The sequence below is a fragment of the Citrobacter sp. Marseille-Q6884 genome (assembly GCF_945906775.1).
Classification (GTDB): Bacteria; Pseudomonadota; Gammaproteobacteria; order Enterobacterales; family Enterobacteriaceae; genus Citrobacter.
The window spans coordinates 2,746,658-2,769,303 of the sequence record NZ_CAMDRE010000001.1; the positions used below are offsets into that span (position 1 = coordinate 2,746,658).

The window sequence follows — 22,646 nt, forward strand, 5'->3', positions numbered from 1 at the left end:
GGAATTATGTTTAGCGGAAAACCGCTGGATTATCAGGATGAACCGCTGACGAATAACGGGTTCTGGCCGGATCTGAATCTGAAGGACTTTCAGGCGCAGCGGTCACTGCCAGCCGATATCGACGCGGACACCATCAGTCAGGCGCTGCTGGCCGCAGTCGCGGAGGTGAATGCCGAGCTGGAAAACGTGGAGGCCAGCTGGAAAACAAAAGGCCACACGCTGGCAGCAGATGTTCCGGGCGTAAAAATGGGCGGGCTTAACAGCCTGTGCGCCCAGTACATGAAAGCGGTATTTGCCAGGGCAAAAGCGGATTTGCTGGGGGAATTTGCCACTGTCGGGCGACGTGAAACCCATCCGGGGCAGGAGAGTATGGAAACCCGCGCCGGGTTACTGGCTGAGGCCTCAGTGGTTATCCGTCGCATGAAGGGGCTTAAACGTGCAACGGTGAAAAAAGTATGAGCCAGACACAGCTTGAGAGCCTGACCGCATTTTTTCAGCAAAACGTGCCGCCGCGCGCCATGCAGTCATTTGACAGTGTGCTGGATGAAATGAAGTTCATCCCCGCTGCGAAGGATTACGGGCTGGGGCAGTACCGCCAGGCGGTGATTCGCTATGACGCGGTAATCAGCTGGCAGCGTTTCCCGTACCGCCTGTGTCCGCCGCAGTTGCTTATGTCGCTGCTGGCCGCGTGGCTGGATGAGGCTGACAGGGAATTACTGGATGAAGTCGGCCTGACTGAAGCTGAACCGGACTGGGATGTGTCAGTGGAGGATGAGGAAACCGCCACTATTGTGCTGACGGTACCAATGGCGGAAGAACTGGTGATCAGGGAGGACGAAAACGGGGCAATCCCGTGGCAGGGGAAACGCTGGTCGCTGGTTAATCCCGAAGTCTGGATAGCGATCACCGCCAATATTTATGGCGTGGATGAAACCGGTGCGCCGGTAGGCGGTAACGAATGATTGCCGGTGGCGAGCTGAATAAAAAGCAGCTGGCAGAGTTGCGTAAATCACTGGCCAGCATGGAACTGCCGCCCAAAAAGCGCCAGCGTCTTATCTGGAGGCTGGCCAAATATGGCGTGATTACCGCAGCAAAACGGCACGTTCGCAATCAGGAAGCACCTGATGGCCAGAAGTGGCCGGGGCGTAAAACGAAGCGCAAAGGGAAGATGCTGCGGAACCTGCCAAAACTACTGCATATCCGGGAAATGCCAGAGATTCAGGCGGTACGGATTTATTTGCAGGGCGGTGGCTACCGGAACGGGGAAACGCCGGTACCGGCCGGGACAGTCGGATATGCGCAACAAAACGGGATGCGCGTCAGTGTCAGCTGTCGCAGCCAGCCACGGAAGGCGGAGGCCGGAAAAATGGCCACGCCAGCCCTGGCCAAAAAACTGCGGGCGCTGGGGTACCGGGTACGCACCGGTAAACGCTGGAAAAAGCCCACGCTGGGCGAGTTAACCCAAACAATGCCATACAGCCGGGCGGGGTTACTGATTCGAAAACTCAGCGGTAAGGCGGTGAAAACCAGCTGGACAGTGGATCTTCCTGCCCGTGTCTTTCTGGGCATGAGTGACGATGAATTTGATAACGCGCTGGCGCGTCAGCTTCAGGCCATTGGCTTTGGCTGGGATGTTAAGGCGCAGGATATTAAGGGGAAAGCATGACCTGGCCAAACGTGACCGTGAACCAGGTAAACCAGCTGCTGGGTGAAACCAATGAAGTGGGGCGCACGCTGCTGTTTATCGGTACGGGTACCAAAAATGTGGGGAAAACGCTGGCGGTGAATGCCCAGAGTGATTTTGATGCACTGCTGGGTGAAGGGGAAAGCCCGCTGAAAAACGATGTTCTGGCGGCACTGGCAAACGCCGGTCAGAACTGGTGGGCATTTATGCATGTGCTGCCCGCAGATGCTGAGGACGATGCCTGGGTAAAAGCGGTACTGGCCGCACAGGTGGTGTGTTCGGTGGAAGGGGTGGTGCTGTCCAGTGATGTGACGGCAAAAGCCCAAGTGAATCAGGCGGCGACGTTACGATCCACGCTGATTTCCAAATATGGGCGTTGGGTGTGGTTCATCCTGGCCGTGCAGGGAATGCAGGAAGAAGAAGCCCAGGCGGATTACCTTACCCGTGTGTCTGCTATTCAGGATGGTATTGCAGAGAAGGCGGTGCAACTAGTTCCGCGTCTGTGGGGAAATGAGCCGGGTGTGCTGGCTGGCCGTCTGTGCAGTCGTGCCGTGACTATCGCAGACAGTCCTGCCCGTGTGAAAACCGGGGCGCTGCTGAATCTGGGAAGTGATGAAATGCCGGTTGATGGTACCGGGGCGGTGCTGGAACTGGCCACGCTTCAGGCACTGGAAGCCCAGCGCTTTAGTGTGCCGATGTGGTACCCGGACTATGACGGTTTTTACTGGGCTGACGGGCGGACGCTGGATGTGGAAGGCGGCGATTACCAGTCGATTGAAACCCTGCGTGTTGCCGATAAAGCGGCGCGTCGTGTACGTCTGCTGGCTATCAGCAAAATTGCGGATCGTTCACTGAACAGCACACCGGGCAGCATTGCTGCACACCAGACGCTGTTTGCACGTCCACTGCGTGAAATGTCCACAGCGGCCAGTATCAATGGCGTGTCATTTCCGGGGGAAGTAAAGCCGCCGCAGGACGGTGACGTGACCATTGTCTGGAAGAACAAAAAGACGGTGGATATTTATCTGGTGGTACGCACCTGGGAAGTTCCGCTGCAAATCACCATCAGTCTGTTACTGGATGCCAGTCTGGAGGGCGCTGCATGAGTAAACGTATTTCGGGTATGTCGTTTGATACCTATCTTGACGGCGATCTGATTCACATCGAGAAAATCACACTCGATATTACGGATAACAGCGCCGCCGCCCAGACCCGTGGTGTGCCGGATGGCCATGTTGATGGCGATGTGGCCGCAGAGGGAGAAATTGAAGTCAGTTCCAAAGTGCTGGGCGTACTGACGGCCAAAGCCCGCGCCGCAGGTTCGTGGCGTGGTATTCCGCCGCTGGATTTTCTTTTCTATGCCAAAGCGGGCAGCGAAGAAATGAAAGTGGAATCGTTCGGCAACAAACTTCAGCTAAGTAATCTGCTGGATATCGATCCAAAGGGCGGCGGTGTGGCGACGCACAAAATCAAATATTTTGTGACCAGTCCCAAGTTCGTGAACATCAACGGTGTGCCGTATCTGGAAGCGGAAGCCACGGAAAACCTGATCGGATAAGGAAGCCGGAATGCAGGAACATGAAAAGAGCCTTTATTCACTGCTGATTATGGGGGCGCTCATTGCTGTTGCGAAGGTGCTGGCCAGTGATGATCCCATTACACCGCGCCTGTTTATCAGCCGTGTGATCCTGGGCAGTTTTGTTTCAGTTATCGCTGGCGCGGCGCTGATTCAAATCCCGGAAGCCAGCCCGCTGGCTATTCAGGGGCTGGGGGCTGCGCTGGGTATTGCTGGTTATCAGGCTGTTGAAATGTGGCTGCGCAGACGTGCAGCGGGAAAGAAGAACGGGAGCGTGACAAATGACCCTGAGTGAAAAGCAGCAGCTGTTTACCGTCATGGTGGCCAACCTGATCCACTGGGCAGAAGAACGCGGCTACCGGCTGACGTTTGGCGAGGCGTACCGCACCCCGGAACAGGCGGCGCTGAACGCGAAGAAGGGCAGCGGTATTTCGAACAGTCTGCATACCCAGCGTCTGGCCGTGGATTTTAATCTGTTTGTGAACGGCCAGTACCAGACCCGTACAGAGGACTATCTGCCACTGGGGGAATACTGGGAATCGCTGGGCGGAAGCTGGGGCGGGCGCTTCAAATCCAGACCGGATGGTAATCATTTCAGCCTGGAACATAACGGGGTGCGCTGATGAGTCACGCGCAGTGGCTGGTTGTGGTGGCGCTGGCGTTTGCCTGGGGCTGGCTGACTGCTGACTGGCGGCGAGACAGCCTGGAACTGGCAATCAACACGGCGGCGCAGGTGGCGGGTAATGAATCGCGAAAGGTGATGCAGGGCATTGCCAGTGATTCCGCCAGGGCGCTGGAAGATAAACTGGAGGCGCTAAGAAATGCGCAACCGCGAGAGATCCGCACGGAAGTGCTTAAGCCGGTTTTTACTAACAGGTGCCTGTCTGATGAGTTTGTCAGCATGTACAACAGCGCCGTCGCCGGTACCGAACGTGCGTTATCAGGAAAACCTGAAAACACGATGCGCCACGCAGCTGCCGCGTCTGAACGGGGCAACAGGTAAAGATGCAGCGGAACTGCTGACTGTTTACCTTGAAATATATGGCCAGTGTGCGGCGCGTCATAATCAGTTAGTCGATGAAATTAATTTAAGAGAGCATGTTATTTATGGAACAAATTAAACTGAGTGTTTGTGGTGCAGATATTGTTTTTGAACCTAATCAGACTGCCTACAATAAACTGATTAATGAAATGACGATGGATAATAAAGTTGCACCTGCAAATAATTATCTGATGCGTATTGTTACCCCGGAAACGAAAGAAGCACTGATTGACGTATTAAAACGTCCGGGTGCAGCACTGCAACTTGTCAGTAAGGTTAATGATATTTACGCGCCTGAACTGGAGGTTGAAGTAAAAAACTGACAAAGCGAGTCCATGATATTGAACGAAATGGACTCGAACAGTATTTAATTCTTCGCCGTCATTATTTACCACATGGTCAGGATTCTGTTGACGATATTGCCGCCGCTATATGGCTGGATAACCGTCACTGGGAATATACGGGAATAGCCGTGGCTAATGGCGTGGCTAAAGCATTTAAAGGCACTGAATGAAACAGTTAGATTTTACATTAAGCCTTATTGATAAATTGTCCCGCCCGTTAAAACAGGCGCAGGGCAACGTAACGGGCTTTGCTGAAAAATCAAAAGAAGCCTTTATGCAGATTGGCGGCGGCGTTCTGGGGCTGGCGGGTACAGGGATGGCCATTAAAGGTGCGCTGATGCCCGCCATTGAAATGTATGACGCGCTGAATGATGCGGCCGCAAAAGGGATCGATGATTCTGCGCTTAAGGCCGTTCAGCGTGATGCGCTGCGCTTCAGTACGACCTACGGCGCCAGCGCGGTAGAGTTTGTACAGTCCACGGAAAGTATAAACGCCTCCATTGCCGGGCTGACCGGGAATGAGCTGCCGAAAGTGACGAAAGTCGCCAATACCCTGGCGTTTGCGCTCAAATCAACCGCAGCGGAAACCGCTGAGTTTATGGGGCAGATGTTCGGTAACTTTTCCGCCGATGCCAACCGGCTGGGCAAAGTTGAGTTTGCTGAACAGCTGGCCGGAAAAATGGTGTACATGCGCAAAACCTTTGGCACGGAAATGGCCGCTATCAAGGATTTGATGGAAGGTGCGCGCGGCGTGGGTACCAACTACGGCGTGGGGCTGGATGAACAGCTGGCCGTGCTGGGACAGCTTCAGCGGACACTGGGCACGGAAGCCAGCAGCGCTTATGAAGGCTTTATGACCGGAGCCATTGAGGGCGGTAAAAAGCTTGGGCTGTCTTTCACGGATTCCACCGGCAAAATGCTGTCCATGCCCGAAATGCTGATCAAGTTACAGGGCAAGTATGGCAAAAGCCTGGAAGGGAACCTGAAAGCCCAGGCTGAACTGGATGCGGCATTTGGTGACAGTTCGGCAGTGGTAAAACACCTGTACGGTAATGTGGCGCTGCTTCAGCGCAATATCACAGAACTGGGCGGTGCTGATGGTCTGAAGCGTACCCAGGAAATGGCGCAGAAAATGGTGAGGCCGTGGGATCGGTTTGTCGCAATCCTGAAGGCTATCCAGACCGTAATCGGCCTGACGTTGATCCCGGTGTTATATCCGGTACTGAATCGTCTGGCCGATATGGGGCAGACCTTTGCCCGCTGGATGCAGCTGTTTCCCAACATTGCGCGTGTTGTCGGTTATGCGGCAATGGCCTTGCTCAGCTTTGCGGCTGTGGGCGCAGTCGCCAACATCGTGATGGGTGTCTCCAGATTCATCATGATGGGGTTGCGCGGGATCTGGGTGGCGCTGACGGCCGTTACGAAAATCTACACCGCGGCTGTCTGGCTGGGGAATATTGCCGTGGTCGCCTGGAACGCCACGCTGAAATTTCTGCGCGGTACGTTGCTGGCGGTTCGTATGGCGGCAATGATGGCCGGGATAGGTATCAATCTGATGAGCTGGCCGATCCTGCTGGTGATTGGTGCCGTTGCTTTGCTTGCTGCCGGTTGCTGGCTGTTGATTAAACACTGGGACACGGTAAAGAACGCGGTCATGGATACCGCTGCATTTCAGGCATGCGCCAGGGTAGTGGCATGGCTTGCCGGGGTGTTTGCTTCAGCCTGGCAGTTTATCAGCGAAGGCTGGAACGGTTTTATTTCCATGCTGACCGGGTTTTCTCCTTCCCAGGCATTAAGCGGGCTGGCCACGGGCATTGTGTCATTGTTTGATAATGTCTGGCTGTCCGTTAAAAACGGCTTTCTGAAATCATGGAACTGGATTGTAAGTAAATTAAATAATATTCCTGGTGTTGATATTGAACTGGCGGGCGCTGCTTCAGCGGGTATCGCTAAAAATGAAACAGCGGTGTATCCGGTACCAGAGTTAAAACAATCCGCGAAAGCTGAAGGCGCACTTCCTGCGGCGACGCAAAATAGTTTCACCCCAGACAGGCTTTTAACCGGAGGTGAATTAAAAGGCATTGAGAAGGGCGGAATTACCAAAACGATTAACAGTAATGCTAAGTCCGTAACCGACAATAGCCGGAAAATTGACACGGTAAACATTTATCCGAAAGAAATGATTACACCCGGTCAGTTAATGGAATTTCAGGAGCTGGGCGCATGAGTGAGAGCCTTTATATTGATTTGCTTATTCAGGGCGGTGATTTTGTTCTGAATACCGGATATGAACCTGAACTGTGTAATAACCGTAAAAGTATCGGACAGGACATTATTCATTCCATTATTGAAAGCGGACTGGCAACGGAACTGATTGCCGAACGCAGTCCAACAATGCGGGCGGATATTTTTACCCGTATGGAATTACTGATTGAAGATGATGAACGGATTATTCCGGGAACAGTGGAAATCAGTGAGGAAAGTCAGAAACGATTATGGATAACGGCCAGCACCTATGATTTTGGCGGCATTTCTGCGCAGGTGGATTTATGACAGAAAAACCGCAGGTTGATTTTGAGGAAGTGGTGAAGGCCAGCGGGATGCCGGTGACGGAATCTGAAGTGCGGGATCGCTTTAATGCGATTGCGGCTGAGGAAGGCATGATCACCAACACATCCCGCATGTCACCGTTCTGGCGGTTAGTCACGGCCATTGTGACTGCGCCGGTGATGTGGCTAAAAGAGGTTCTGGTATCCACGGTGCTGGCCAATATGTTTGTGGCCACGGCCTGCGGGAGCATGTTGCGTCTGCTGGCCTGGGCGGTGAACGTGACGGCGAAGCCCGCCAGCGCCGCGCAGGGTGTGATCCGCTTCTTTAAGGAAGATGCCAGAGCCGTTGTGACGGTGAAGGCCGGGACGGTTATCCAGACTGAACGCATCAACGGCAGGGTGTACGAACTGGCGACCACCGGCGATGTGGTGATCCCTTCCGGCACGGCCAGCGCATTGCTGCCGGTAAAAGCCACCGGAACCGGGGGAGCCTATAACCTTGCACCAGGGTATTACCGCATTTTGCCTGTGGCCGTGGATGGTATCAGTCATGTGGCCAGCGAGGAAAACTGGCTGACGGTGCCGGGTGCCGATGAAGAAAGTGATGATGAACTGCGTGAACGTTGCCGCAACCAGTTCAACCTGGTGGGCAATTACCACACGGATGCGGTTTACCGTTCAATGATTGCCGGTGTTGCCGGGCTGAGTATTGACCGGATTTTCTTTGAGCATGAAGCGCCGAGGGGACCGGGTACCGCAAACGCCTATCTGTTGCTGGACAGTGGGGTGGCTTCCGCACCGTTCGTGAATGCGGTGAATGATTACATCAACACGCAGGGACACCACGGCCACGGCGACGATATGCAGTGTTATGCCATGCCGGAAACCCGTCACGATCTGGCCGTGACGGTGTATGTCAGAAATCTGGCCAACCTGACAGACGACGAACAGAACAGCCTGAAGGCCGGGATTGAAAACATGATCCGCTGTGCTTTCCGTGAAAACGCTGATTTTGACGTCAGAAAGACGTGGCCATATTCGCGGTTCTCGTTTTCTCAGCTGGGACGGGAGATCCACAAAACTTTTGCGCTGGCGGATTCGCTGTCCTTTTCACTGGGTGACATTACCAGTGAGCTGAATGTGCCACGTCTGAAGTCACTGGTAGTGAGTCTTGAGAATGAATGAGTTCATGAAAAAGCTGGCCGGGATGGTGCTTCCCTCCTGGATGAATCAGGGGGAGCCGGACAAGCTGCTGAAAACAGCGCGGCGATTCTGGGCGGAGGTTTACGGCTGGATAACCTGGCCACTGAACCAGTTTGATCCGCTGACCTGCACACCGGCATTACTGAACCTGCTGGCGTATGACCGGGACATAACCCGCTTTGACGGTGAGCCACTGAGCCTGTTTCGTAAGCGTGTGGCATATGCCTTTGTTAATGCCCGTGATGCTGGTTCCGTTGAAGGGTTTATCAATATCTTTGAACGGCTGGGTATTGGATATGTGGAGCTGCGGGAGCGCCAGCCAGGTATTGACTGGGATGTGATCCTGGTGCGAGTGACAGACAGCCAGATAGCGGACAACACGCAGCTGCTTATCCAGATAATCCGGCAGTACGGGCGAACATGCCGCCGCTATCAGTTTGAGGTGATCACATCGGAAAAAATGGCTATCAGAGCCGGATGGGATCAGGGGGAATACGTGGTTTATCCGGCTTCGTTAGCAGGGACGGAAACCCGAAGCGCGACATTCAGCGCAGGTTTGTAAGGAGTTTTTTATGTCACAGACAGCTATCACGCTGGCGTTTGAACACTGGAAAGCGCAGCAGGGTGCAACCGGCGAGCCGGTGTTACTGAATGAATTTGTGTTTGCGAATGTGCCAGGGCTGAACCCGGATATTCCCGTTGATCGTAGTGAAGCATTGCCGCCTGCGGAGCAGATTGTGCACCGGCAGCCTGTTACCCGCACTGGCGTGGTGAATGAAAATGGCGTGGTGTATTCCGCCGTTCTGGGCGCTGACGTGGGCGATTTCAGTTTCAACTGGATCGGTCTGCTGAATAAGGCCAGCGGCACCCTGGCCATGATTGTTCATGCGCCTGTGCAGCAAAAGCTGAAAACAGCAGAAGGTCAGCAGGGGAACGTGCTTACCCGTTCGTTTCTGATGGAGTACAACGGCGCACAGACTGAAACCGGGATAAATACACCGGCCGAGACCTGGCAGATTGATTTCACGGCGCGTATGGCCGGTATGGATGAGCGTAATCGCCTGGAGAATGTGGATATTTACGGCGTTGCGGCATTCTTTGGCGATGGCTGGCTGGTCGGTAAAACGGGTAATCAGTTTTTTGTCACCAAAGGCACCGGCTACGTGGCAGGGCTGCGTACATCACTGGCCGCAAATCAGAATATCACCGTGACGACAAAACCGGTCAAAGTCTGGCTGGATGTGTGCTGGACGGGAACGCTTACCAGCGTGTGGAATACGCAGTGCAAAATCACCGTTACAGAAAACCTGGCGGATTACGTGCAGAACGGTGTGCAGCATTACGTGTTTGCTGTGGCCAGTCTTGATGTAAATGGCAATATCACTGATTTACGGCCAAAAGGGACGCTAAATGATCAGGTGGCCAGCGATGCACTGAAAAAGCATGAGCAGTCCCGAAACCATCCTGATGCCACGACCAGTGCGAAGGGGTTTGTGCAGTTAAGCAGTGCAACAGACAGCGACTCCGAAAAGCTGGCCGCCACGCCAAAGGCATTAAAAGCAGTGAATGAGAATGCAAATGGTCGTGTGCCGTCAGGAAGAAAGGTTAACGGGCATCCGTTAACAGGTGATATCAGTGTCACTGCACAGGATATTTTCGACGGTCAGAGTATTGCAATCGGTGCTGGTCAGGATCTGGATAATTACCAGACGCCAGGTCTGTATCACCAGACAATGAATGCGAATACCAGTGCAGCGCTGCATTACCCGGAAAATAATGCCGGTTCTTTGGTTGTTTTAAAGAACGCTGGAATAACGCAAATTTATCGCGTGTACAACAGTTCCCGAAGCTATTCGCGTAGTAAGTATTCAACAGGTAACTGGACGCCGTGGACGCCGGATGATGTTTTTCCAGTTGGTGCGCCCGTTCCCTGGCCATCCGATACCACTCCATTGGGTTATGCACTAATGCAGGGGCAGTCATTTGATAAATCTGTCTACCCATTACTGGCTTCTGCGTATCCCTCGGGGATTATCCCAGATATGCGCGGTCAGACGATTAAAGGTAAGCCAGTCAGTGGCCGCGCGGTATTATCACAAGAGCAGGATGGTATTAAGTCGCATGACCACTCAGCATCATCTGCAAATACAGATCTCGGAACAAAAGCGACTACATCATTTGATTATGGGACAAAAACATCCAGTTCATTTGACTACGGTACAAAAACAACAAACACCACGGGGGCGCATACTCATACATACACAGCCCCAACTTCAACGACTGTTAAAGATGGTGACCGTAACCAGGCATTAGCAAGCATGGGAACCTTGACGACAAGCTCATCGGGAAATCATGCCCATACAGTTAGTATTGGTGCTCATACTCATACAGTTGGCATTGGCGCTCACACCCATAACGTTATTTTGGGTGCGCATAATCACGCAATTACGGTCAATGTTTCGGGCAATGCAGAAAACACAGTAAAAAACACCGCATTTAACTATTTAGTGAGACTTGCATAATGACTTTTAAAATGACCGACTCAGATCGAGTTATTACTATTTTTAATCTTTCATCTGACACAAATGAGTTTATCGGGAAAGGTGATGGGTATATTCCGGCGCATACCGGGTTACCTGCCTATTGCACAGATATTGCCCCGCCAGCGGCATCTGATGGTTTTGTTGCTGTTTTTAATTATGAATCAGAAAAATGGTCACTTGTTGAAGACCATCGCGGGAAAACTGTCTACGACATTGGTAATGACTCCAACTTACTGATAGTGTTTTATGTTCAGATAATGCCCGATGACCTTGTCATGCAGCTCCACCGATTTTGAGAACGACAGTGACTTCCGTCCCAGCCTTGCCAGATGTTGTCTCAGATTCAGGTTATGTCGCTCAATGCGCTGAGTGTAACGCTTGCTGATAACGTGCAGCTTTCCCTTCAGGCGGGATTCATACAGCGGCCAGCCATCCGTCATCCATACCACGACCTCAAAGGCCGACAGCAGGCTCAGAAGTCGCTCCAGTGTGGCCAGAGTGCGTTCACCGAAGACGTGCGCCACAATCGTCCTCCGTATCCTGTCATACGCGTAAAACAGCCAGCGCTGACGTGATTTAGCACCGACGTAGCCCCACTGTTCGTCCATTTCAGCGCAGACAATCACATCACTGCCCGGCTGTATGCGCGAGGTTACCGACTGCGGCCTGAGTTTTTTAAGTGACGTAAAATCGTGTTGAGGCCAACGCCCATAATGCGGGCGGTTGCCCGGCATCCAACACCATTCATGGCCATATCAATGATTTTCTGGTGCGTACCGGGTTGAGAAGCGGTGTAAGTGAACTGCAGTTGCCATGTTTTACGGCAGTGAGAGCAGAGATAGCGCTGATGTCCGGCAGTGCTTTTGCCGTTACGCACCACCCCGTCAGTAGCTGAACAGGAGGGACAGCTGATAGAAACAGAAGCCACTGGAGCACCTCAAAAACACCATCATACACTAAATCAGTAAGTTGGCAGCATCACCTACGACATTAATACAGGTAAAGCCATCACCATTAGCCAGTTAGGTAAGCTACCTGATGACGTTGTTTCCATTGCGCCAGAAGGCCATTTTGTGAAGTGGGACGGGAAAAAGTGGGTGCATGATACTGACGCTGAAAAAACGGCGCAGATTACACAGGCGACACAGCAAAAAGAAAGCCTTCTGACGTCAGCCACGTCAAAAATTGGACCGCTACAGGACGCTGTTGATTTAGGTATTGCGACAGATGCGGAAACAGCGCTTTTACAGGCGTGGAAAAAATACCGGGTTCTAATCAATCGCGTTCAGCCAGAAGATGCACCAGATATTAACTGGCCGGAGGTGCCTGATGTGGCGTGAAGCGCTTCTGGCTTTTACTGACTCACTGGCTGCGCTGAATTGTTCCATTGTTCCGGCGCATCCGTGGATAAACGGTCTGGGGCAACAGACGGATAACGGGGCATATCTCAGCCCGGTGAACGCCGTCCGCTATCTTGCTGAAAGGCTGGCCGGAACGGGCGGGAATGCCGATGTGATGATCATGATGGTGACAGGCCAGACGCATGATAATTTTATGACCCGCCTCAACGGTCTGGTAGATGTTTTTCCGGCACCGGCATTCACTCAGGTAAAACGCCTGGCACAATCCGCTGCGGCGCTGGCCATCGAAAAAATGCAGATCCCCGCTAAAACCGGGGCGGGGTTGCCGGTGGCCATTCCGCTGTCTGTGCCAACCAGCAGGGCGGCATTGTCTGCGGCGGCTGTCAGCCAGGCACAAAAAGCGGCCAGTGCGGGATTCAGTCTGGACGGGCTAAAGCGGCAACTGGGCGAGTTCGCGCAGCTGCGTGACAGCCTGATCAGAGATGTGGCCAGCGGGCTGAATGATTTGCAGGGGAAAAGTGCCAGAGCATGGGTGTTTACCAGCACCGGCGATACGGCCACCACGCTGCTGGAGCTGGTAAAGGATATCCCGCAACCGTCAGCCGTCTATACCGCGGCGGTGATGCTGGTCGGTGACAATCTGGATGGAATAAAGGGAATGATTCATGACTTCGATCCCAACGCTGGCGCTTAATGGTGAGGCTATCCAGCTGAAAAATATGCGCGTGACCGTATCGCAGCAGTTTCAGGATAAAGACCAGTCCGGCCAGACAAGCGCCACAACCAAATCAGAGCAGGGGGCAAAAGGGAAAGAACTGCGTATCAGTGGCGAAATTCCTTTTAAAAGCCCGGAGATCCTGAAGCGTATTTTTGAACTGGCCAGCGCCACGGATGCCGGAGGAAATCGACAGAAATACCGCGTGGCACATGAAGTGGCCAGAGCCGTGAATTTTCGCGAGGCGACATTCAGCGGGACGCTTGATGCTCCGCAGCAGGACGGGAAAATGGCCTGGCTGGTCACCTTTACGCTGGCAGAACATATCAGTGTGCAGGAAAAGCGGGAAGCCAGGGCTACAGGCAAAACGTTTGCTAAAAAACAGACTGCCGGTAATGCGGGACAATCTGGTGGCCAGAGTGCCGGGGAAGATGAAGAAAAACTGACGTGGTTTGAAAAACGGGTGCTGAAACCCGTCAATGATGCTTTGGGTTAATGATGAAACCAGTTAAACGCCTGTACCTTTCAACGGATGAAGTTCACCTGGCTGATGCCAGCCTGGTGCTGGAGCTGAACAGCTGCGGCCGGGGATTTATCACTGCACAGACAGCCACGGATTACACCGGGAAACTGGTGCGGCTGGATGTGGGGTATTCCGATCTGCTTTTGCGCTGGTTTACTGGTTATGTTGAACGCTCACAACCCGCCGAAAATGGCTTTCAGCGTCTGTTTGTACGCGAGCTGGTTGGCGTATTTGAAAGGATGTGGCCATGTTCATTTCAGCACCCCACTTTGCGCAAGGTAGCCAACTGGCTGGAGGAAAACAGCGGAATTGCTGTCAGTGTGCCGGATGCCCCTTACAGCGATAAACCGATCCCTCATTTCACCCACAACGGCACAGGTTATCAGTTGCTGAATAATCTGGGCAGGGCGTTCAGTATCCCGGATTACATCTGGTACCAGCTGCCGGATGGTTCCCTGTATGTGGGCGGCGCTGAAAAAGCGATGTTTGCCGGTCGTCCGGTCGATATCCCGGCAGAGTTCAGTCAGGGGGCTGCTGGCGGTAATTCCATGACGTTGCCAGTGATCCAGAGTCTGCGGCCGGGTGTGGAGCTGAACGGGGAGCGCGTGACCAAAGTTCATCTGACCAATGACACAATGGCTGTCACCTGGACACCCAGAAATCGCGCAACAGGTCAGCCCTTACAGAAAACACCGGCACAGCGTCAAATTGAAAGCCACTACCCGGAACTGGCTTCCGGGCTGCACCTGCCAAAACTGGCCAGAGTGGTGGCACCCAGTGAGGCCGTGAAAAGTGGTAATTTTGCCGATCCGTTCCGGCCGCGCTATGCCGTTGATGTGCAGCTGCTTGATGCAGACGGCAACCCGGATAACCAGACGCCGGTTTATTCTGCGGTGCCACTGCCGGTACCTATGGCCGGTAATGACTCCGGCATGTTCCAGTTCCCGCCAGAAGGGACGCTGGTTGAAGTTGCGTTTACCGGAGGGCGCCCGGATAAGCCGTTTATCCGGCAGACATTACCGGATGGCACCAGTCTGCCGGATGTTAAACCCGGCGAGCAGCTGCAACAGCAGCGGGCGGAAGTGTCGCAACGCGTTACCCAGGCTGGCGACTGGGTGAGACAGACCGATCAGACCATCAGTGAAACATCGATGGCGCGTACGGTCAAAGCCGACACGGAACAGCGCGAGCTGGTCAGCCGTGAAACCACGGTTAAAGCTACCGATAAGACCACGGTGCTGGGTACTGCCATCCTGATGGCCGGAGCTATTCAGCAGGTCAGTGCCGGTGATTATAGCCAGGCCGTGAAAGGCAACAGGCTGGCTAGCATTGAAGGGAATGACGAAACCGATATTGCAGGGAAACAGTCCACAAAGGTGGCCGGAGCCGTGGATGTTGATGTGGGGGGAACCCTGACTGAAAAGATTGCCGCATTGCGTAAATCGGTGGCGGCGGGCGGCCAGCAGATTATGGGACCAACCGTCCATATTGGCAGTGAGAGCGTCAACACGCTGACCATGATGCTGGACACCATTGATTTACTGGCCGAGCTGGCGCAGCAGTGTGCGAGTCATTCACACCCCAGTGTTGGTACGCCAACCAATGCCGGGGCATTCACACAGACGGCGGAGAAGGCCGGACAGACCCGAAGTAAGTACCAGAAAATAATCGCCTGACCATCCTATCAGCCCGCGCATGTTGCGGGCTTTTTGATACCTGTTAACCGCGATACCTAGGAGTAGCGGAACTGATTGCATAACAGATACCTTTAGAGTGAGTGAATATTGAGCACTTCAACATTGCGTGTTGGGAAATGGTAAAATGTGATTTTCATAAAAAGAGGAAAACACTATGGCAACCTGTTCCATCAATCCCTACCATGGCATTGCAGATGAAAGCAAACGTGACGCCATTGTCAAAATATTGGCTTTGCTCAATGAAGAAGAACAGCCTGAATCTGCACTAATTAAACATTCTGGTGCTGGTAGTCGCTCAGAACACATACTGGGTGAATTGCGTATGTTTGGGTTGATTCAACCCAGCGTAAGGGATGGCTTTTTTGCACTCACTGATAGAGGTGCGTACGCACTTAACGAAATGAAGTAACTCTCCTTAGTACCCGCCTAGTGCGGGTTTTTTTATACCTGCATTCTCACGCAACCAGAAGCATTCTAAGCACTTTTTTTCTCTGACCACCATCCCGTAACACCACAAAAGGATCTGTGCTGTCACGTTACGCTGACGGCGTTACACCCTGACAAAATAAATCTTTCGCAGACAAAAACGGCACTACACCGCACCCGCCTGCGGTTTCTGGATCGATAAAATTTTTCAGTTTTCTTTTTCTACAAACCAGACCGCCAGATAGCGCCAGTTCTGGCTGCTTCGCGGAAAACCAGAACTGAAAAGAATGAAAGGAATTTCAGCGTTTTTCAGTTTTCACGATCCCAAAAGGAATGTTATAAATAATTAAGTAATTGTTTTGATGGTTTTTTTTTGATTTTATGTGATTTGAAATGAACTTGCGGATGAGATTTATATATAGAGCGAAAAGCAAAGAAGGCAGGTGTGATACGGTATGAGGAACAGTTTTAACTTCTTTGCGAACTGAAAAATATTACAGGGTGTTATTATATACAAAGCTTTGTGGTTATCAGCGAAAAATGAGGAAAATTCCATTAATGAAACAGTTTTTTATGTTCTTGCTAAGGGGGCAAAGATACAAAAAATTGTGAATGCTATGAATCACTTAAGGGTGTGTGTAAAGTATATGAAAATGCAATGAGGTATGAAAATGAACGATGTATTTTTTTTGGAAGGGAGAACGATTACATCCTCAAATGAAATTTTTGGGGGGGTAAACTCAGAGTCAATAATAACTATTATCAACTGTAATATATTGATCAGTGAGGTTGATATACCAAGCAACATATCTGCTGTGATTTTTGTTTTATGTGCTTGTAACTTACCATTGACCATAAACTCTGAAAATGAAAAGACTGAACTGAGGTTTGAGTATGGTAACATATTTAAGCAGGTGCTCGTAGGTGGTGATTATGATAGAGTGATATTTAATTCAACTCCTCTTTTCGGTAGGGTGAAATATCCAAGAGATTATAAACCAAGTAAGTTTTCTGTAATTTCTTTTTTGAAAAATGCTAGGGCTAATAGGTTGGAATTCTTATCTTTGATTTCCAATTCTATAAAATGTGAAGGTGCTGCTAAGGATTTTCTTATACATGAAGCAAATGTTAGTGAGGATGTTACAATTATATCCAGTGAATCTAATTTGGTATCCATTAGAAGCCTTGAAACGAAAGAGTTACATTTTGTTGGTGATTTCAGAGAAATTCATTTGGGCTACAAATTTAATATCGGAACTCTTTCTTTTAATGCGAGCACCAACCGAATGCAAAACGTCCAAATTGATATGCAGGACTCCAGTATATATCAACAACTACAGATAGCGAATGCCACTGATAGCAAGGTAACACAGTTCATTATTAAAAATGCTGGTTTTAAATCGATAAAGAATTTGGTACTCCACCAATCGCTTTTAAGTTGCTTTGTTATGTCTAACTGTGACTTGACCAAGACGGAGGTGAGCTTTATTAATTGCAAAATAGATGATTTATTAATGGAGGGAGTGAGTTGGCCATTTAATATAGAAGTAAGTCATCATAATTATAGGAAGCAATCTTTTTTAGAATTTGAGCAAAAGCAATCTGTATACAGACAACTAAAAAGCATTAGCCAGAGAAATAAGGATGTAGATAATTTTTATTTTTTTAGACGAAGGGAGTATGATACAACGTTGTCAATTTTAAGCAGAAAAATGATGTTGTTTTTTAGTTATTTCATCACTATCTTATGTGACATTCTCGGATTAGGGAGGAAACGTTTTTTACCTGTGATTGATAAAATGGCACATGAAAACAAATATTCTGGTTTTGTTAGTGTTTTATCCAGTTGGATTATTCTTAAAATATCTTCATTAGTGTCTGTTCATGGGACAAGTTTGTTTAGGCCTGTTGCTATACTTCTTTGTGGAATACCACTGCTATTGTGCATCTTTGGATATTATGAATCAATAGAGCAGTTATTGGCACTTAGCGCATACGTTATAGATCCCACCCATAAGTTAGATGCCTCTATCTTGGGTGAAAAAATAACCTTAAACCCAATTCACAGTTTAGTATTTAAAATAATATCATCTTCTTTACTTTTTAAAATAGTGCTTGTGTTTCGAAAATATGCTGTATCGCTTTAGTTTGATATTTATAGTTGTCTCATTTCAATGAGTGCTTACGAGGGGCGTATCCTTTTATAGGATTGCCCACACACTTTGTTAATTAAGCAGCTAAATGATAACCAGCAAAAACATGCACTTACAAAGATGCAGTAGTTGGTTGTGAAATGTAGCGAGGAAAGATTTATTGAAAATATTGCGACACTTTTGCGACAAAGTGTTGTTTTTGTGTATAAATATCCTTATTTATCATCATGTTTTATTTGTTTACAGGCTATATTATATAGCTATTGCTAAAACGTTAATTTTTTGTGCCCACGCAACTCTGGTTTACAATGAGCGCTCTCTAATCAGATGCCGTTAACGCGTCACAGTAATGAGGAAGCAGAATGAGTCGTCGCGCAGGTACGCCAACAACAAAAAAAGTGACGCAATTGGTGAATGTTGAGGAACACGTTGAAGGGTTTCGTCAGGTCAGGGAGGCGCATCGTCGTGAACTGATTGACGATTACGTTGAGCTGATTTCCGATCTTATTATTGAAGTGGGTGAGGCGCGTCAGGTGGATATGGCGGCACGACTTGGCGTTTCTCAGCCAACCGTAGCCAAAATGCTAAAACGCCTGGCATCCGTAGGGCTTATCGAAATGATCCCCTGGCGCGGTGTCTTTTTAACTGCCGAAGGTGAAAAGCTCGCGCAGGAGAGTCGGGAACGTCATCAGATAGTGGAAAACTTTCTGCTGATGTTGGGTATCAGTCCGGAAATCGCCCGCCGCGATGCAGAGGGGATGGAACACCACGTGAGTAAGGAAACACTCGAGGCTTTCAGAACGTTTACACAACAGCAAGGAACCGCCTCTGAATGAGTTTCCCGTTTTTACGCGCCTTACAGCGCGATCGCTTTTTCCAACTGTTAATCATTGTTGGGATTGTTCTAAGCCTGTTCGTACCGTTTGCCCCCCGGTCCTGGCCAGGTGCGATTGACTGGCACACGATCATTACGCTCAGCGGTCTGATGCTTCTGACCAAAGGCGTGGAGCTCAGCGGTTATTTCGATGTGCTGGGGCGCAAGATGACGCGCCGTTTCAATACGGAACGTCAGTTGGCTATTTTTATGGTGCTGGCGGCGGCGTTACTGTCAACGTTTCTGACCAACGATGTTGCCTTATTCATTGTTGTTCCGCTGACGATTACCCTGAAAAAACTCTGCGCCATCCCGGTTAATCGCCTCATTATCTTTGAGGCGCTGGCGGTGAATGCCGGTTCGCTCCTGACGCCAATAGGCAATCCGCAGAATATCCTGATGTGGGGACGTTCCGGTTTGTCATTTACCACGTTTACCTGGCAAATGGCGCCGCTCGCGGGGGCCATGATGCTGACGCTGGTAGTGCTGTGCTGGTTCAGTTTTCCGCGCAACGTATTGCATTACCATACCGGTACTCGTGCACCTGACTGGCAGCCGCGGCTGGTCTGGAGTTGCCTGGCGTTCTATATCGTCTTTCTGGCCGCGCTGGAGCTCAAGCAAGAACTCTGGGGTCTGGCGATCGTGGCAGCGGGATTTCTGATACTGGCGCGTCGCGTGATCATTAGCGTGGACTGGACGTTGCTGTTGGTTTTTATGGCGATGTTCATCGATGTGCATCTGCTGACACAACTGCCTCTGCTGCAGGGAATGGCGAACCATATTGGAACGCTGTCAGCGCCAGGGCTATGGCTGACGGCAATCGGCTTGTCACAGTTTATCAGTAACGTGCCGAGTACGATTTTGCTGCTGAACTATGTGCCGCCGACGCTACTGCTGGCCTGGGCCGTCAATGTCGGTGGTTTTGGTCTGTTGCCGGGGTCTCTGGCAAATTTGATTGCATTGCGTATGGCAAACGACCGGCGTATCTGGTGGCGTTTCCATGTGTATTCGGTGCCGATGTTGATATGGGCGGCGCTGGTAGGATATGGATTGCTGCTGTTGATGAGATAGAAGCGGTTTGCCCGATGGCGCGATGCCTGGTGGGCAAACCCAATGTACAGGCCGGAGGGTGGCAAACACGCTCCGGCTTTTACTGCAGATTAGTTCAGACGAACTGGCATACCTGAGCGATTCTGTACAGCCTGTTCAACGACGGCCTGATCGACGTCAGACTGACCGGTGATGCTGGTAATGCTCTTGGTCAGCGTAATCGGTACGATTTCCCCACCTTCGAACTGTGCTTCAGTGGTTGACAGTGGGTTATGTACTTCAATGTAACGGCTACCGTCTGGTTCGGTGGTGGCTTTCACCGGCTCATCGATAAACTGTACGCGCGTACCGACCGGAACATTTTCAAACAAGAATTTAATGTCTTCGTTACGCAGACGTACACAACCGTGGCTGACGCGTAAGCCGACGCCGAAGTTAGCGTTGGTACCGTGGATAGCGTACAGACGGCCAATATACAGCGCATACAGCCCCATCGGGTTATCCGGGCCTGCCGGAACAACGGCTGGCAGCGGTTCGCCTGCAGCAGCATATTCAGCGTGCATTTTCGCGGTTGGCGTCCAGGTCGGACCCGCTTTTTTACGTTCCACTTTGGTGGTCCAGTTGATCGGCGTGTCTTTGCCTAACTGACCGATACCAATCGGTAAAACGATAACGGTGTTGGTACCTTTCGGGTAGTAGTACAGACGCATTTCGGCGCTGTTGATAACAATACCTTCATGGACAGTGTCCGGCAGGATCAGCTGCTGAGGAATGTTCAGCACGGTACCGCCTTTTGGCAGGAAGGTGTCCACGCCCGGGTTGGCTTCCAGCATGTTGGACAGACCCATCTGGTATTCTGCCGCAAAATACTCCAGCGGTTGGGTATTGCCTTCAGGAATAGTGATGACCTGGTTTTGGCCAATCAAACGACTACCATCGGTTGGCAGCGGGTACGTGACGGCTGAGGCAGAGTGACAAAAACCAACTACTGCGAGTGCCGCCGCGAAAAGCGTTGTTAATTTCATTTTCATAGTCATGTATGCGAGATTCAGTGCCAGGCAGGCGAGTGGGTTGAGATTTATGTAGTGTTGGGCACGCATTATATGTGCAATCGGGGCAACAAGGAATTCGGATGTGTACTAAATCACATTTTTTTCCTTTTGGTTTCACTTTATCCCTTCAGGATGAATACGCGATCTTATTCCAGAGTTATGGCATAATAAGCGGTTTGTCACATATTTCTTCTTTCAGGATACGCCAGTGTTAGTTTCCAGCAACGTCACCATGCAGTTCGGCAGTAAGCCGCTGTTTGAAAATATTTCCGTCAAATTTGGCGGCGGCAACCGTTACGGCCTGATTGGCGCGAACGGTAGCGGTAAATCCACTTTTATGAAAATTCTCGGCGGCGACCTCGAACCGACGCTGGGTAACGTCTCACTCGATCCGAATGAGCGCATCGGTAAACTGCGTCAGGATCAGTTTGCCTTTGAAGAGTTCACCGTTCTGGACACCGTGATCATGGGTCACGCTGAACTGTGGGAAGTGAAACAGGAACGTGATCGCATCTACGCGCTGCCGGAAATGAGCGAAGAAGACGGCTATAAAGTTGCCGATCTCGAAGTGAAATACGGCGAAATGGACGGTTATTCTGCTGAATCCCGCGCAGGCGAACTGCTGCTGGGCGTTGGCATTCCGGTAGAGCAGCATTACGGCCCGATGAGCGAAGTTGCGCCCGGCTGGAAGTTGCGCGTATTGCTGGCGCAGGCGCTGTTCTCTAACCCGGACATTCTGCTGCTTGACGAACCTACGAACAACCTGGATATCGACACTATTCGCTGGCTGGAGCAGACGCTCAACGAGCGCGACAGCACCATGATCATCATTTCGCACGACCGTCACTTCCTCAACATGGTCTGTACGCACATGGCGGATCTGGATTACGGTGAACTGCGTGTTTACCCGGGTAACTATGATGAGTACATGACGGCGGCCACCCAGGCGCGCGAACGTCTGCTGGCCGATAACGCGAAGAAGAAAGCGCAGATTGCGGATTTGCAATCCTTCGTCAGCCGCTTTAGCGCAAACGCCTCTAAATCGCGTCAGGCGACCTCTCGTGCTCGCCAGATCGACAAAATCAAACTGGAAGAAGTTAAAGCGTCCAGCCGCCAGAACCCGTTCATCCGTTTCGAGCAGGACAAGAAACTGTTCCGTAACGCGCTGGAAGTGGAAGCCCTTACCAAAGGCTTTGATGAAGGCCCGCTGTTTAAGAACTTCAACCTGCTTCTGGAAGTGGGCGAGAAGATTGCCATTCTGGGTGCCAACGGCGTGGGTAAATCGACCATGCTGAAAACGCTGGTGGGCGAAATGCAGCCGGATAACGGTACGGTGAAATGGTCCGAAAATGCGCAAGTAGGTTACTACGCGCAGGATCACGAATACGAGTTCGAAAACGATCTGACCGTATTCGAATGGATGAGCCAGTGGAAACAGGAAGGCGACGACGAGCAGGTTGTTCGTAGCTTCCTCGGGCGTCTGCTGTTCAGCCAGGATGATATTAAAAAGCCTGCGAAGGTACTTTCCGGTGGCGAAAAAGGCCGCATGCTGTTTGGCAAGTTGATGATGCAGAAGCCGAATATTCTGGTCATGGATGAACCGACCAACCACCTGGATATGGAATCGATCGAGTCGCTGAACATGGCGCTGGAAATGTACCAGGGCACACTGATCTTCGTTTCTCACGACCGTGAGTTCGTTAGCTCACTGGCAACGCGTGTGATTGAAATTACGCCGGAGCGCGTGATTGACTTCACCGGTAACTACGAAGATTACCTGCGCAGTAAAGGCATCGACGGTTAATTTCTCACCGTCTTTCATGCGGCAGATGCGTTTATCGTACCTGCCGCATG

General features: G+C 51.1%; 27 protein-coding genes and 1 pseudogene. 26 read left to right on the forward strand and 2 right to left on the reverse strand.

Features of this window, described 5'->3' with window-relative positions:
- The first annotated feature begins 6 nt into the window (after positions 1 to 6).
- From N7268_RS13000 to N7268_RS13075, 17 genes and pseudogenes are all read left to right on the forward strand, one after another.
- Positions 7 to 459 (forward strand): head completion/stabilization protein, encoded by a 453-nt coding sequence (locus tag N7268_RS13000; protein ID WP_260863230.1) that lies wholly within the window; start codon positions 7 to 9, stop codon positions 457 to 459.
- Positions 456 to 962, forward strand: a complete 507-nt coding sequence (locus tag N7268_RS13005; protein WP_021293728.1) for a phage tail protein — start codon at positions 456 to 458, stop codon at positions 960 to 962. The genes N7268_RS13000 and N7268_RS13005 overlap by 4 nt, the downstream gene beginning before the upstream one ends.
- Positions 959 to 1,666, forward strand: coding sequence for a hypothetical protein (locus N7268_RS13010; RefSeq protein ID WP_260863231.1), 708 nt, complete (start codon positions 959 to 961; stop codon positions 1,664 to 1,666). Before N7268_RS13005 ends, N7268_RS13010 begins: the two co-directional genes overlap by 4 nt.
- On the forward strand, positions 1,663 to 2,790 hold the full coding sequence (locus N7268_RS13015) for a DUF2586 domain-containing protein (protein WP_260863232.1): 1,128 nt from the start codon (positions 1,663 to 1,665) through the stop codon (positions 2,788 to 2,790). Before N7268_RS13010 ends, N7268_RS13015 begins: the two co-directional genes overlap by 4 nt.
- Complete coding sequence (locus tag N7268_RS13020; RefSeq protein WP_000044253.1) at positions 2,787 to 3,242, forward strand: phage protein; 456 nt, start codon at positions 2,787 to 2,789, stop codon at positions 3,240 to 3,242. The genes N7268_RS13015 and N7268_RS13020 overlap by 4 nt, the downstream gene beginning before the upstream one ends.
- Before the next feature lie 10 nt (positions 3,243 to 3,252).
- Positions 3,253 to 3,555 (forward strand): phage holin family protein, encoded by a 303-nt coding sequence (locus tag N7268_RS13025; protein ID WP_001155240.1) that lies wholly within the window; start codon positions 3,253 to 3,255, stop codon positions 3,553 to 3,555.
- A complete protein-coding gene (locus tag N7268_RS13030; RefSeq protein WP_000175561.1) occupies positions 3,542 to 3,883 on the forward strand; it encodes a M15 family metallopeptidase in 342 nt (113 codons plus the stop codon). Before N7268_RS13025 ends, N7268_RS13030 begins: the two co-directional genes overlap by 14 nt.
- On the forward strand, positions 3,883 to 4,263 hold the full coding sequence (locus tag N7268_RS13035) for a hypothetical protein (RefSeq protein ID WP_260863233.1): 381 nt from the start codon (positions 3,883 to 3,885) through the stop codon (positions 4,261 to 4,263). The genes N7268_RS13030 and N7268_RS13035 overlap by 1 nt, the downstream gene beginning before the upstream one ends.
- Entirely contained in the window at positions 4,193 to 4,381 is a 189-nt protein-coding gene (locus tag N7268_RS13040; RefSeq protein WP_096880779.1) for a hypothetical protein, read from the forward strand. Before N7268_RS13035 ends, N7268_RS13040 begins: the two co-directional genes overlap by 71 nt.
- A complete protein-coding gene (locus N7268_RS13045; RefSeq protein WP_260863234.1) occupies positions 4,368 to 4,625 on the forward strand; it encodes a putative phage tail assembly chaperone in 258 nt (85 codons plus the stop codon). The genes N7268_RS13040 and N7268_RS13045 overlap by 14 nt, the downstream gene beginning before the upstream one ends.
- A 47-nt stretch (positions 4,626 to 4,672) precedes the next feature.
- Positions 4,673 to 4,816, forward strand: coding sequence for a DUF6890 family protein (locus tag N7268_RS25200; protein WP_370922079.1), 144 nt, complete (start codon positions 4,673 to 4,675; stop codon positions 4,814 to 4,816).
- Entirely contained in the window at positions 4,813 to 6,873 is a 2,061-nt protein-coding gene (locus tag N7268_RS13050; RefSeq protein ID WP_260863235.1) for a phage tail tape measure protein, read from the forward strand. The genes N7268_RS25200 and N7268_RS13050 overlap by 4 nt, the downstream gene beginning before the upstream one ends.
- Positions 6,870 to 7,199: a DUF2590 family protein gene (locus N7268_RS13055; protein ID WP_000004502.1), complete on the forward strand. Its 330-nt coding sequence runs from the start codon at positions 6,870 to 6,872 to the stop codon at positions 7,197 to 7,199. The genes N7268_RS13050 and N7268_RS13055 overlap by 4 nt, the downstream gene beginning before the upstream one ends.
- Positions 7,196 to 8,380: a baseplate J/gp47 family protein gene (locus N7268_RS13060; protein ID WP_260863236.1), complete on the forward strand. Its 1,185-nt coding sequence runs from the start codon at positions 7,196 to 7,198 to the stop codon at positions 8,378 to 8,380. Before N7268_RS13055 ends, N7268_RS13060 begins: the two co-directional genes overlap by 4 nt.
- Positions 8,373 to 8,960 (forward strand): phage tail protein, encoded by a 588-nt coding sequence (locus N7268_RS13065; protein ID WP_260863237.1) that lies wholly within the window; start codon positions 8,373 to 8,375, stop codon positions 8,958 to 8,960. The genes N7268_RS13060 and N7268_RS13065 overlap by 8 nt, the downstream gene beginning before the upstream one ends.
- A gap of 10 nt (positions 8,961 to 8,970) precedes the next feature.
- Positions 8,971 to 10,920 carry a phage tail protein gene (locus N7268_RS13070; protein WP_260863238.1) on the forward strand — a complete coding sequence of 650 codons (1,950 nt, stop codon included), beginning with the start codon at positions 8,971 to 8,973 and terminating at the stop codon, positions 10,918 to 10,920.
- Positions 10,920 to 11,180: pseudogene (locus N7268_RS13075) on the forward strand (tail fiber assembly protein); the annotation flags it as partial. The gene N7268_RS13070 and the pseudogene N7268_RS13075, both read left to right, overlap by 1 nt.
- Here the strand turns inward: N7268_RS13075 and N7268_RS13080 are convergent.
- A protein-coding gene (locus tag N7268_RS13080) for an IS1 family transposase (protein WP_226683650.1) occupies positions 11,172 to 11,869 on the reverse strand; the annotation gives its coding sequence in 2 pieces (ribosomal slippage) (positions 11,172 to 11,620 and positions 11,620 to 11,869; 699 coding nt in all). The pseudogene N7268_RS13075 and the gene N7268_RS13080 overlap by 9 nt on opposite strands.
- Before the next feature lie 85 nt (positions 11,870 to 11,954).
- Between N7268_RS13080 and N7268_RS13085 the strand changes: the two genes are divergently transcribed.
- From N7268_RS13085 to N7268_RS13120, 8 genes are all read left to right on the forward strand, one after another.
- Positions 11,955 to 12,281: a tail fiber assembly protein gene (locus N7268_RS13085; RefSeq protein ID WP_260863552.1), complete on the forward strand. Its 327-nt coding sequence runs from the start codon at positions 11,955 to 11,957 to the stop codon at positions 12,279 to 12,281.
- Complete coding sequence (locus N7268_RS13090; RefSeq protein WP_260863239.1) at positions 12,271 to 12,996, forward strand: hypothetical protein; 726 nt, start codon at positions 12,271 to 12,273, stop codon at positions 12,994 to 12,996. Before N7268_RS13085 ends, N7268_RS13090 begins: the two co-directional genes overlap by 11 nt.
- Complete coding sequence (locus tag N7268_RS13095; RefSeq protein WP_260863240.1) at positions 12,968 to 13,513, forward strand: hypothetical protein; 546 nt, start codon at positions 12,968 to 12,970, stop codon at positions 13,511 to 13,513. The genes N7268_RS13090 and N7268_RS13095 overlap by 29 nt, the downstream gene beginning before the upstream one ends.
- Positions 13,513 to 15,216, forward strand: coding sequence for a hypothetical protein (locus tag N7268_RS13100; protein ID WP_260863241.1), 1,704 nt, complete (start codon positions 13,513 to 13,515; stop codon positions 15,214 to 15,216). The genes N7268_RS13095 and N7268_RS13100 overlap by 1 nt, the downstream gene beginning before the upstream one ends.
- Positions 15,217 to 15,391: 175 nt before the next feature.
- Positions 15,392 to 15,646, forward strand: a complete 255-nt coding sequence (locus N7268_RS13105) for a hypothetical protein (protein WP_260863242.1) — start codon at positions 15,392 to 15,394, stop codon at positions 15,644 to 15,646.
- Positions 15,647 to 16,334: 688 nt separating this feature from the next.
- Positions 16,335 to 17,810, forward strand: a complete 1,476-nt coding sequence (locus N7268_RS13110; protein ID WP_260863243.1) for a hypothetical protein — start codon at positions 16,335 to 16,337, stop codon at positions 17,808 to 17,810.
- Positions 17,811 to 18,178: 368 nt separating this feature from the next.
- On the forward strand, positions 18,179 to 18,652 hold the full coding sequence (mntR, locus tag N7268_RS13115) for a manganese-binding transcriptional regulator MntR (RefSeq protein ID WP_198904788.1): 474 nt from the start codon (positions 18,179 to 18,181) through the stop codon (positions 18,650 to 18,652).
- On the forward strand, positions 18,649 to 19,761 hold the full coding sequence (locus N7268_RS13120; protein WP_260863244.1) for an anion transporter: 1,113 nt from the start codon (positions 18,649 to 18,651) through the stop codon (positions 19,759 to 19,761). The genes mntR and N7268_RS13120 overlap by 4 nt, the downstream gene beginning before the upstream one ends.
- Before the next feature lie 89 nt (positions 19,762 to 19,850).
- Here the strand turns inward: N7268_RS13120 and ldtB are convergent, their stop codons facing one another.
- On the reverse strand, positions 19,851 to 20,771 hold the full coding sequence (ldtB, locus tag N7268_RS13125) for a L,D-transpeptidase (protein WP_260863245.1): 921 nt from the start codon (positions 20,769 to 20,771) through the stop codon (positions 19,851 to 19,853).
- 229 nt (positions 20,772 to 21,000) lie between these two features.
- Between ldtB and N7268_RS13130 the strand changes: the two genes are divergently transcribed.
- A complete protein-coding gene (locus N7268_RS13130) occupies positions 21,001 to 22,596 on the forward strand; it encodes an ABC-F family ATPase (protein WP_198904785.1) in 1,596 nt (531 codons plus the stop codon).
- Positions 22,597 to 22,646: the final 50 nt, after the last annotated feature.

Bases quoted from the DNA above. Each gene is read 5' to 3' on its own strand.
- N7268_RS13000 (WP_260863230.1), top strand. From the start codon at position 7: ATGTTTAGCGGAAAACCGCTGGATTATCAGGATGAACCGCTGACGAAT.
- N7268_RS13005 (WP_021293728.1), top strand. From the start codon at position 456: ATGAGCCAGACACAGCTTGAGAGCCTGACCGCATTTTTTCAGCAAAAC.
- N7268_RS13010 (WP_260863231.1), top strand. From the start codon at position 959: ATGATTGCCGGTGGCGAGCTGAATAAAAAGCAGCTGGCAGAGTTGCGT.
- N7268_RS13015 (WP_260863232.1), top strand. From the start codon at position 1,663: ATGACCTGGCCAAACGTGACCGTGAACCAGGTAAACCAGCTGCTGGGT.
- N7268_RS13020 (WP_000044253.1), top strand. From the start codon at position 2,787: ATGAGTAAACGTATTTCGGGTATGTCGTTTGATACCTATCTTGACGGC.
- N7268_RS13025 (WP_001155240.1), top strand. From the start codon at position 3,253: ATGCAGGAACATGAAAAGAGCCTTTATTCACTGCTGATTATGGGGGCG.
- N7268_RS13030 (WP_000175561.1), top strand. From the start codon at position 3,542: ATGACCCTGAGTGAAAAGCAGCAGCTGTTTACCGTCATGGTGGCCAAC.
- N7268_RS13035 (WP_260863233.1), top strand. From the start codon at position 3,883: ATGAGTCACGCGCAGTGGCTGGTTGTGGTGGCGCTGGCGTTTGCCTGG.
- N7268_RS13045 (WP_260863234.1), top strand. From the start codon at position 4,368: ATGGAACAAATTAAACTGAGTGTTTGTGGTGCAGATATTGTTTTTGAA.
- N7268_RS13050 (WP_260863235.1), top strand. From the start codon at position 4,813: ATGAAACAGTTAGATTTTACATTAAGCCTTATTGATAAATTGTCCCGC.
- N7268_RS13055 (WP_000004502.1), top strand. From the start codon at position 6,870: ATGAGTGAGAGCCTTTATATTGATTTGCTTATTCAGGGCGGTGATTTT.
- N7268_RS13060 (WP_260863236.1), top strand. From the start codon at position 7,196: ATGACAGAAAAACCGCAGGTTGATTTTGAGGAAGTGGTGAAGGCCAGC.
- N7268_RS13065 (WP_260863237.1), top strand. From the start codon at position 8,373: ATGAATGAGTTCATGAAAAAGCTGGCCGGGATGGTGCTTCCCTCCTGG.
- N7268_RS13070 (WP_260863238.1), top strand. From the start codon at position 8,971: ATGTCACAGACAGCTATCACGCTGGCGTTTGAACACTGGAAAGCGCAG.
- N7268_RS13090 (WP_260863239.1), top strand. From the start codon at position 12,271: ATGTGGCGTGAAGCGCTTCTGGCTTTTACTGACTCACTGGCTGCGCTG.
- N7268_RS13095 (WP_260863240.1), top strand. From the start codon at position 12,968: ATGACTTCGATCCCAACGCTGGCGCTTAATGGTGAGGCTATCCAGCTG.
- N7268_RS13100 (WP_260863241.1), top strand. From the start codon at position 13,513: ATGATGAAACCAGTTAAACGCCTGTACCTTTCAACGGATGAAGTTCAC.
- N7268_RS13105 (WP_260863242.1), top strand. From the start codon at position 15,392: ATGGCAACCTGTTCCATCAATCCCTACCATGGCATTGCAGATGAAAGC.
- N7268_RS13110 (WP_260863243.1), top strand. From the start codon at position 16,335: ATGAACGATGTATTTTTTTTGGAAGGGAGAACGATTACATCCTCAAAT.
- mntR (WP_198904788.1), top strand. From the start codon at position 18,179: ATGAGTCGTCGCGCAGGTACGCCAACAACAAAAAAAGTGACGCAATTG.
- N7268_RS13120 (WP_260863244.1), top strand. From the start codon at position 18,649: ATGAGTTTCCCGTTTTTACGCGCCTTACAGCGCGATCGCTTTTTCCAA.
- ldtB (WP_260863245.1), bottom strand. From the start codon at position 20,771: ATGAAAATGAAATTAACAACGCTTTTCGCGGCGGCACTCGCAGTAGTT.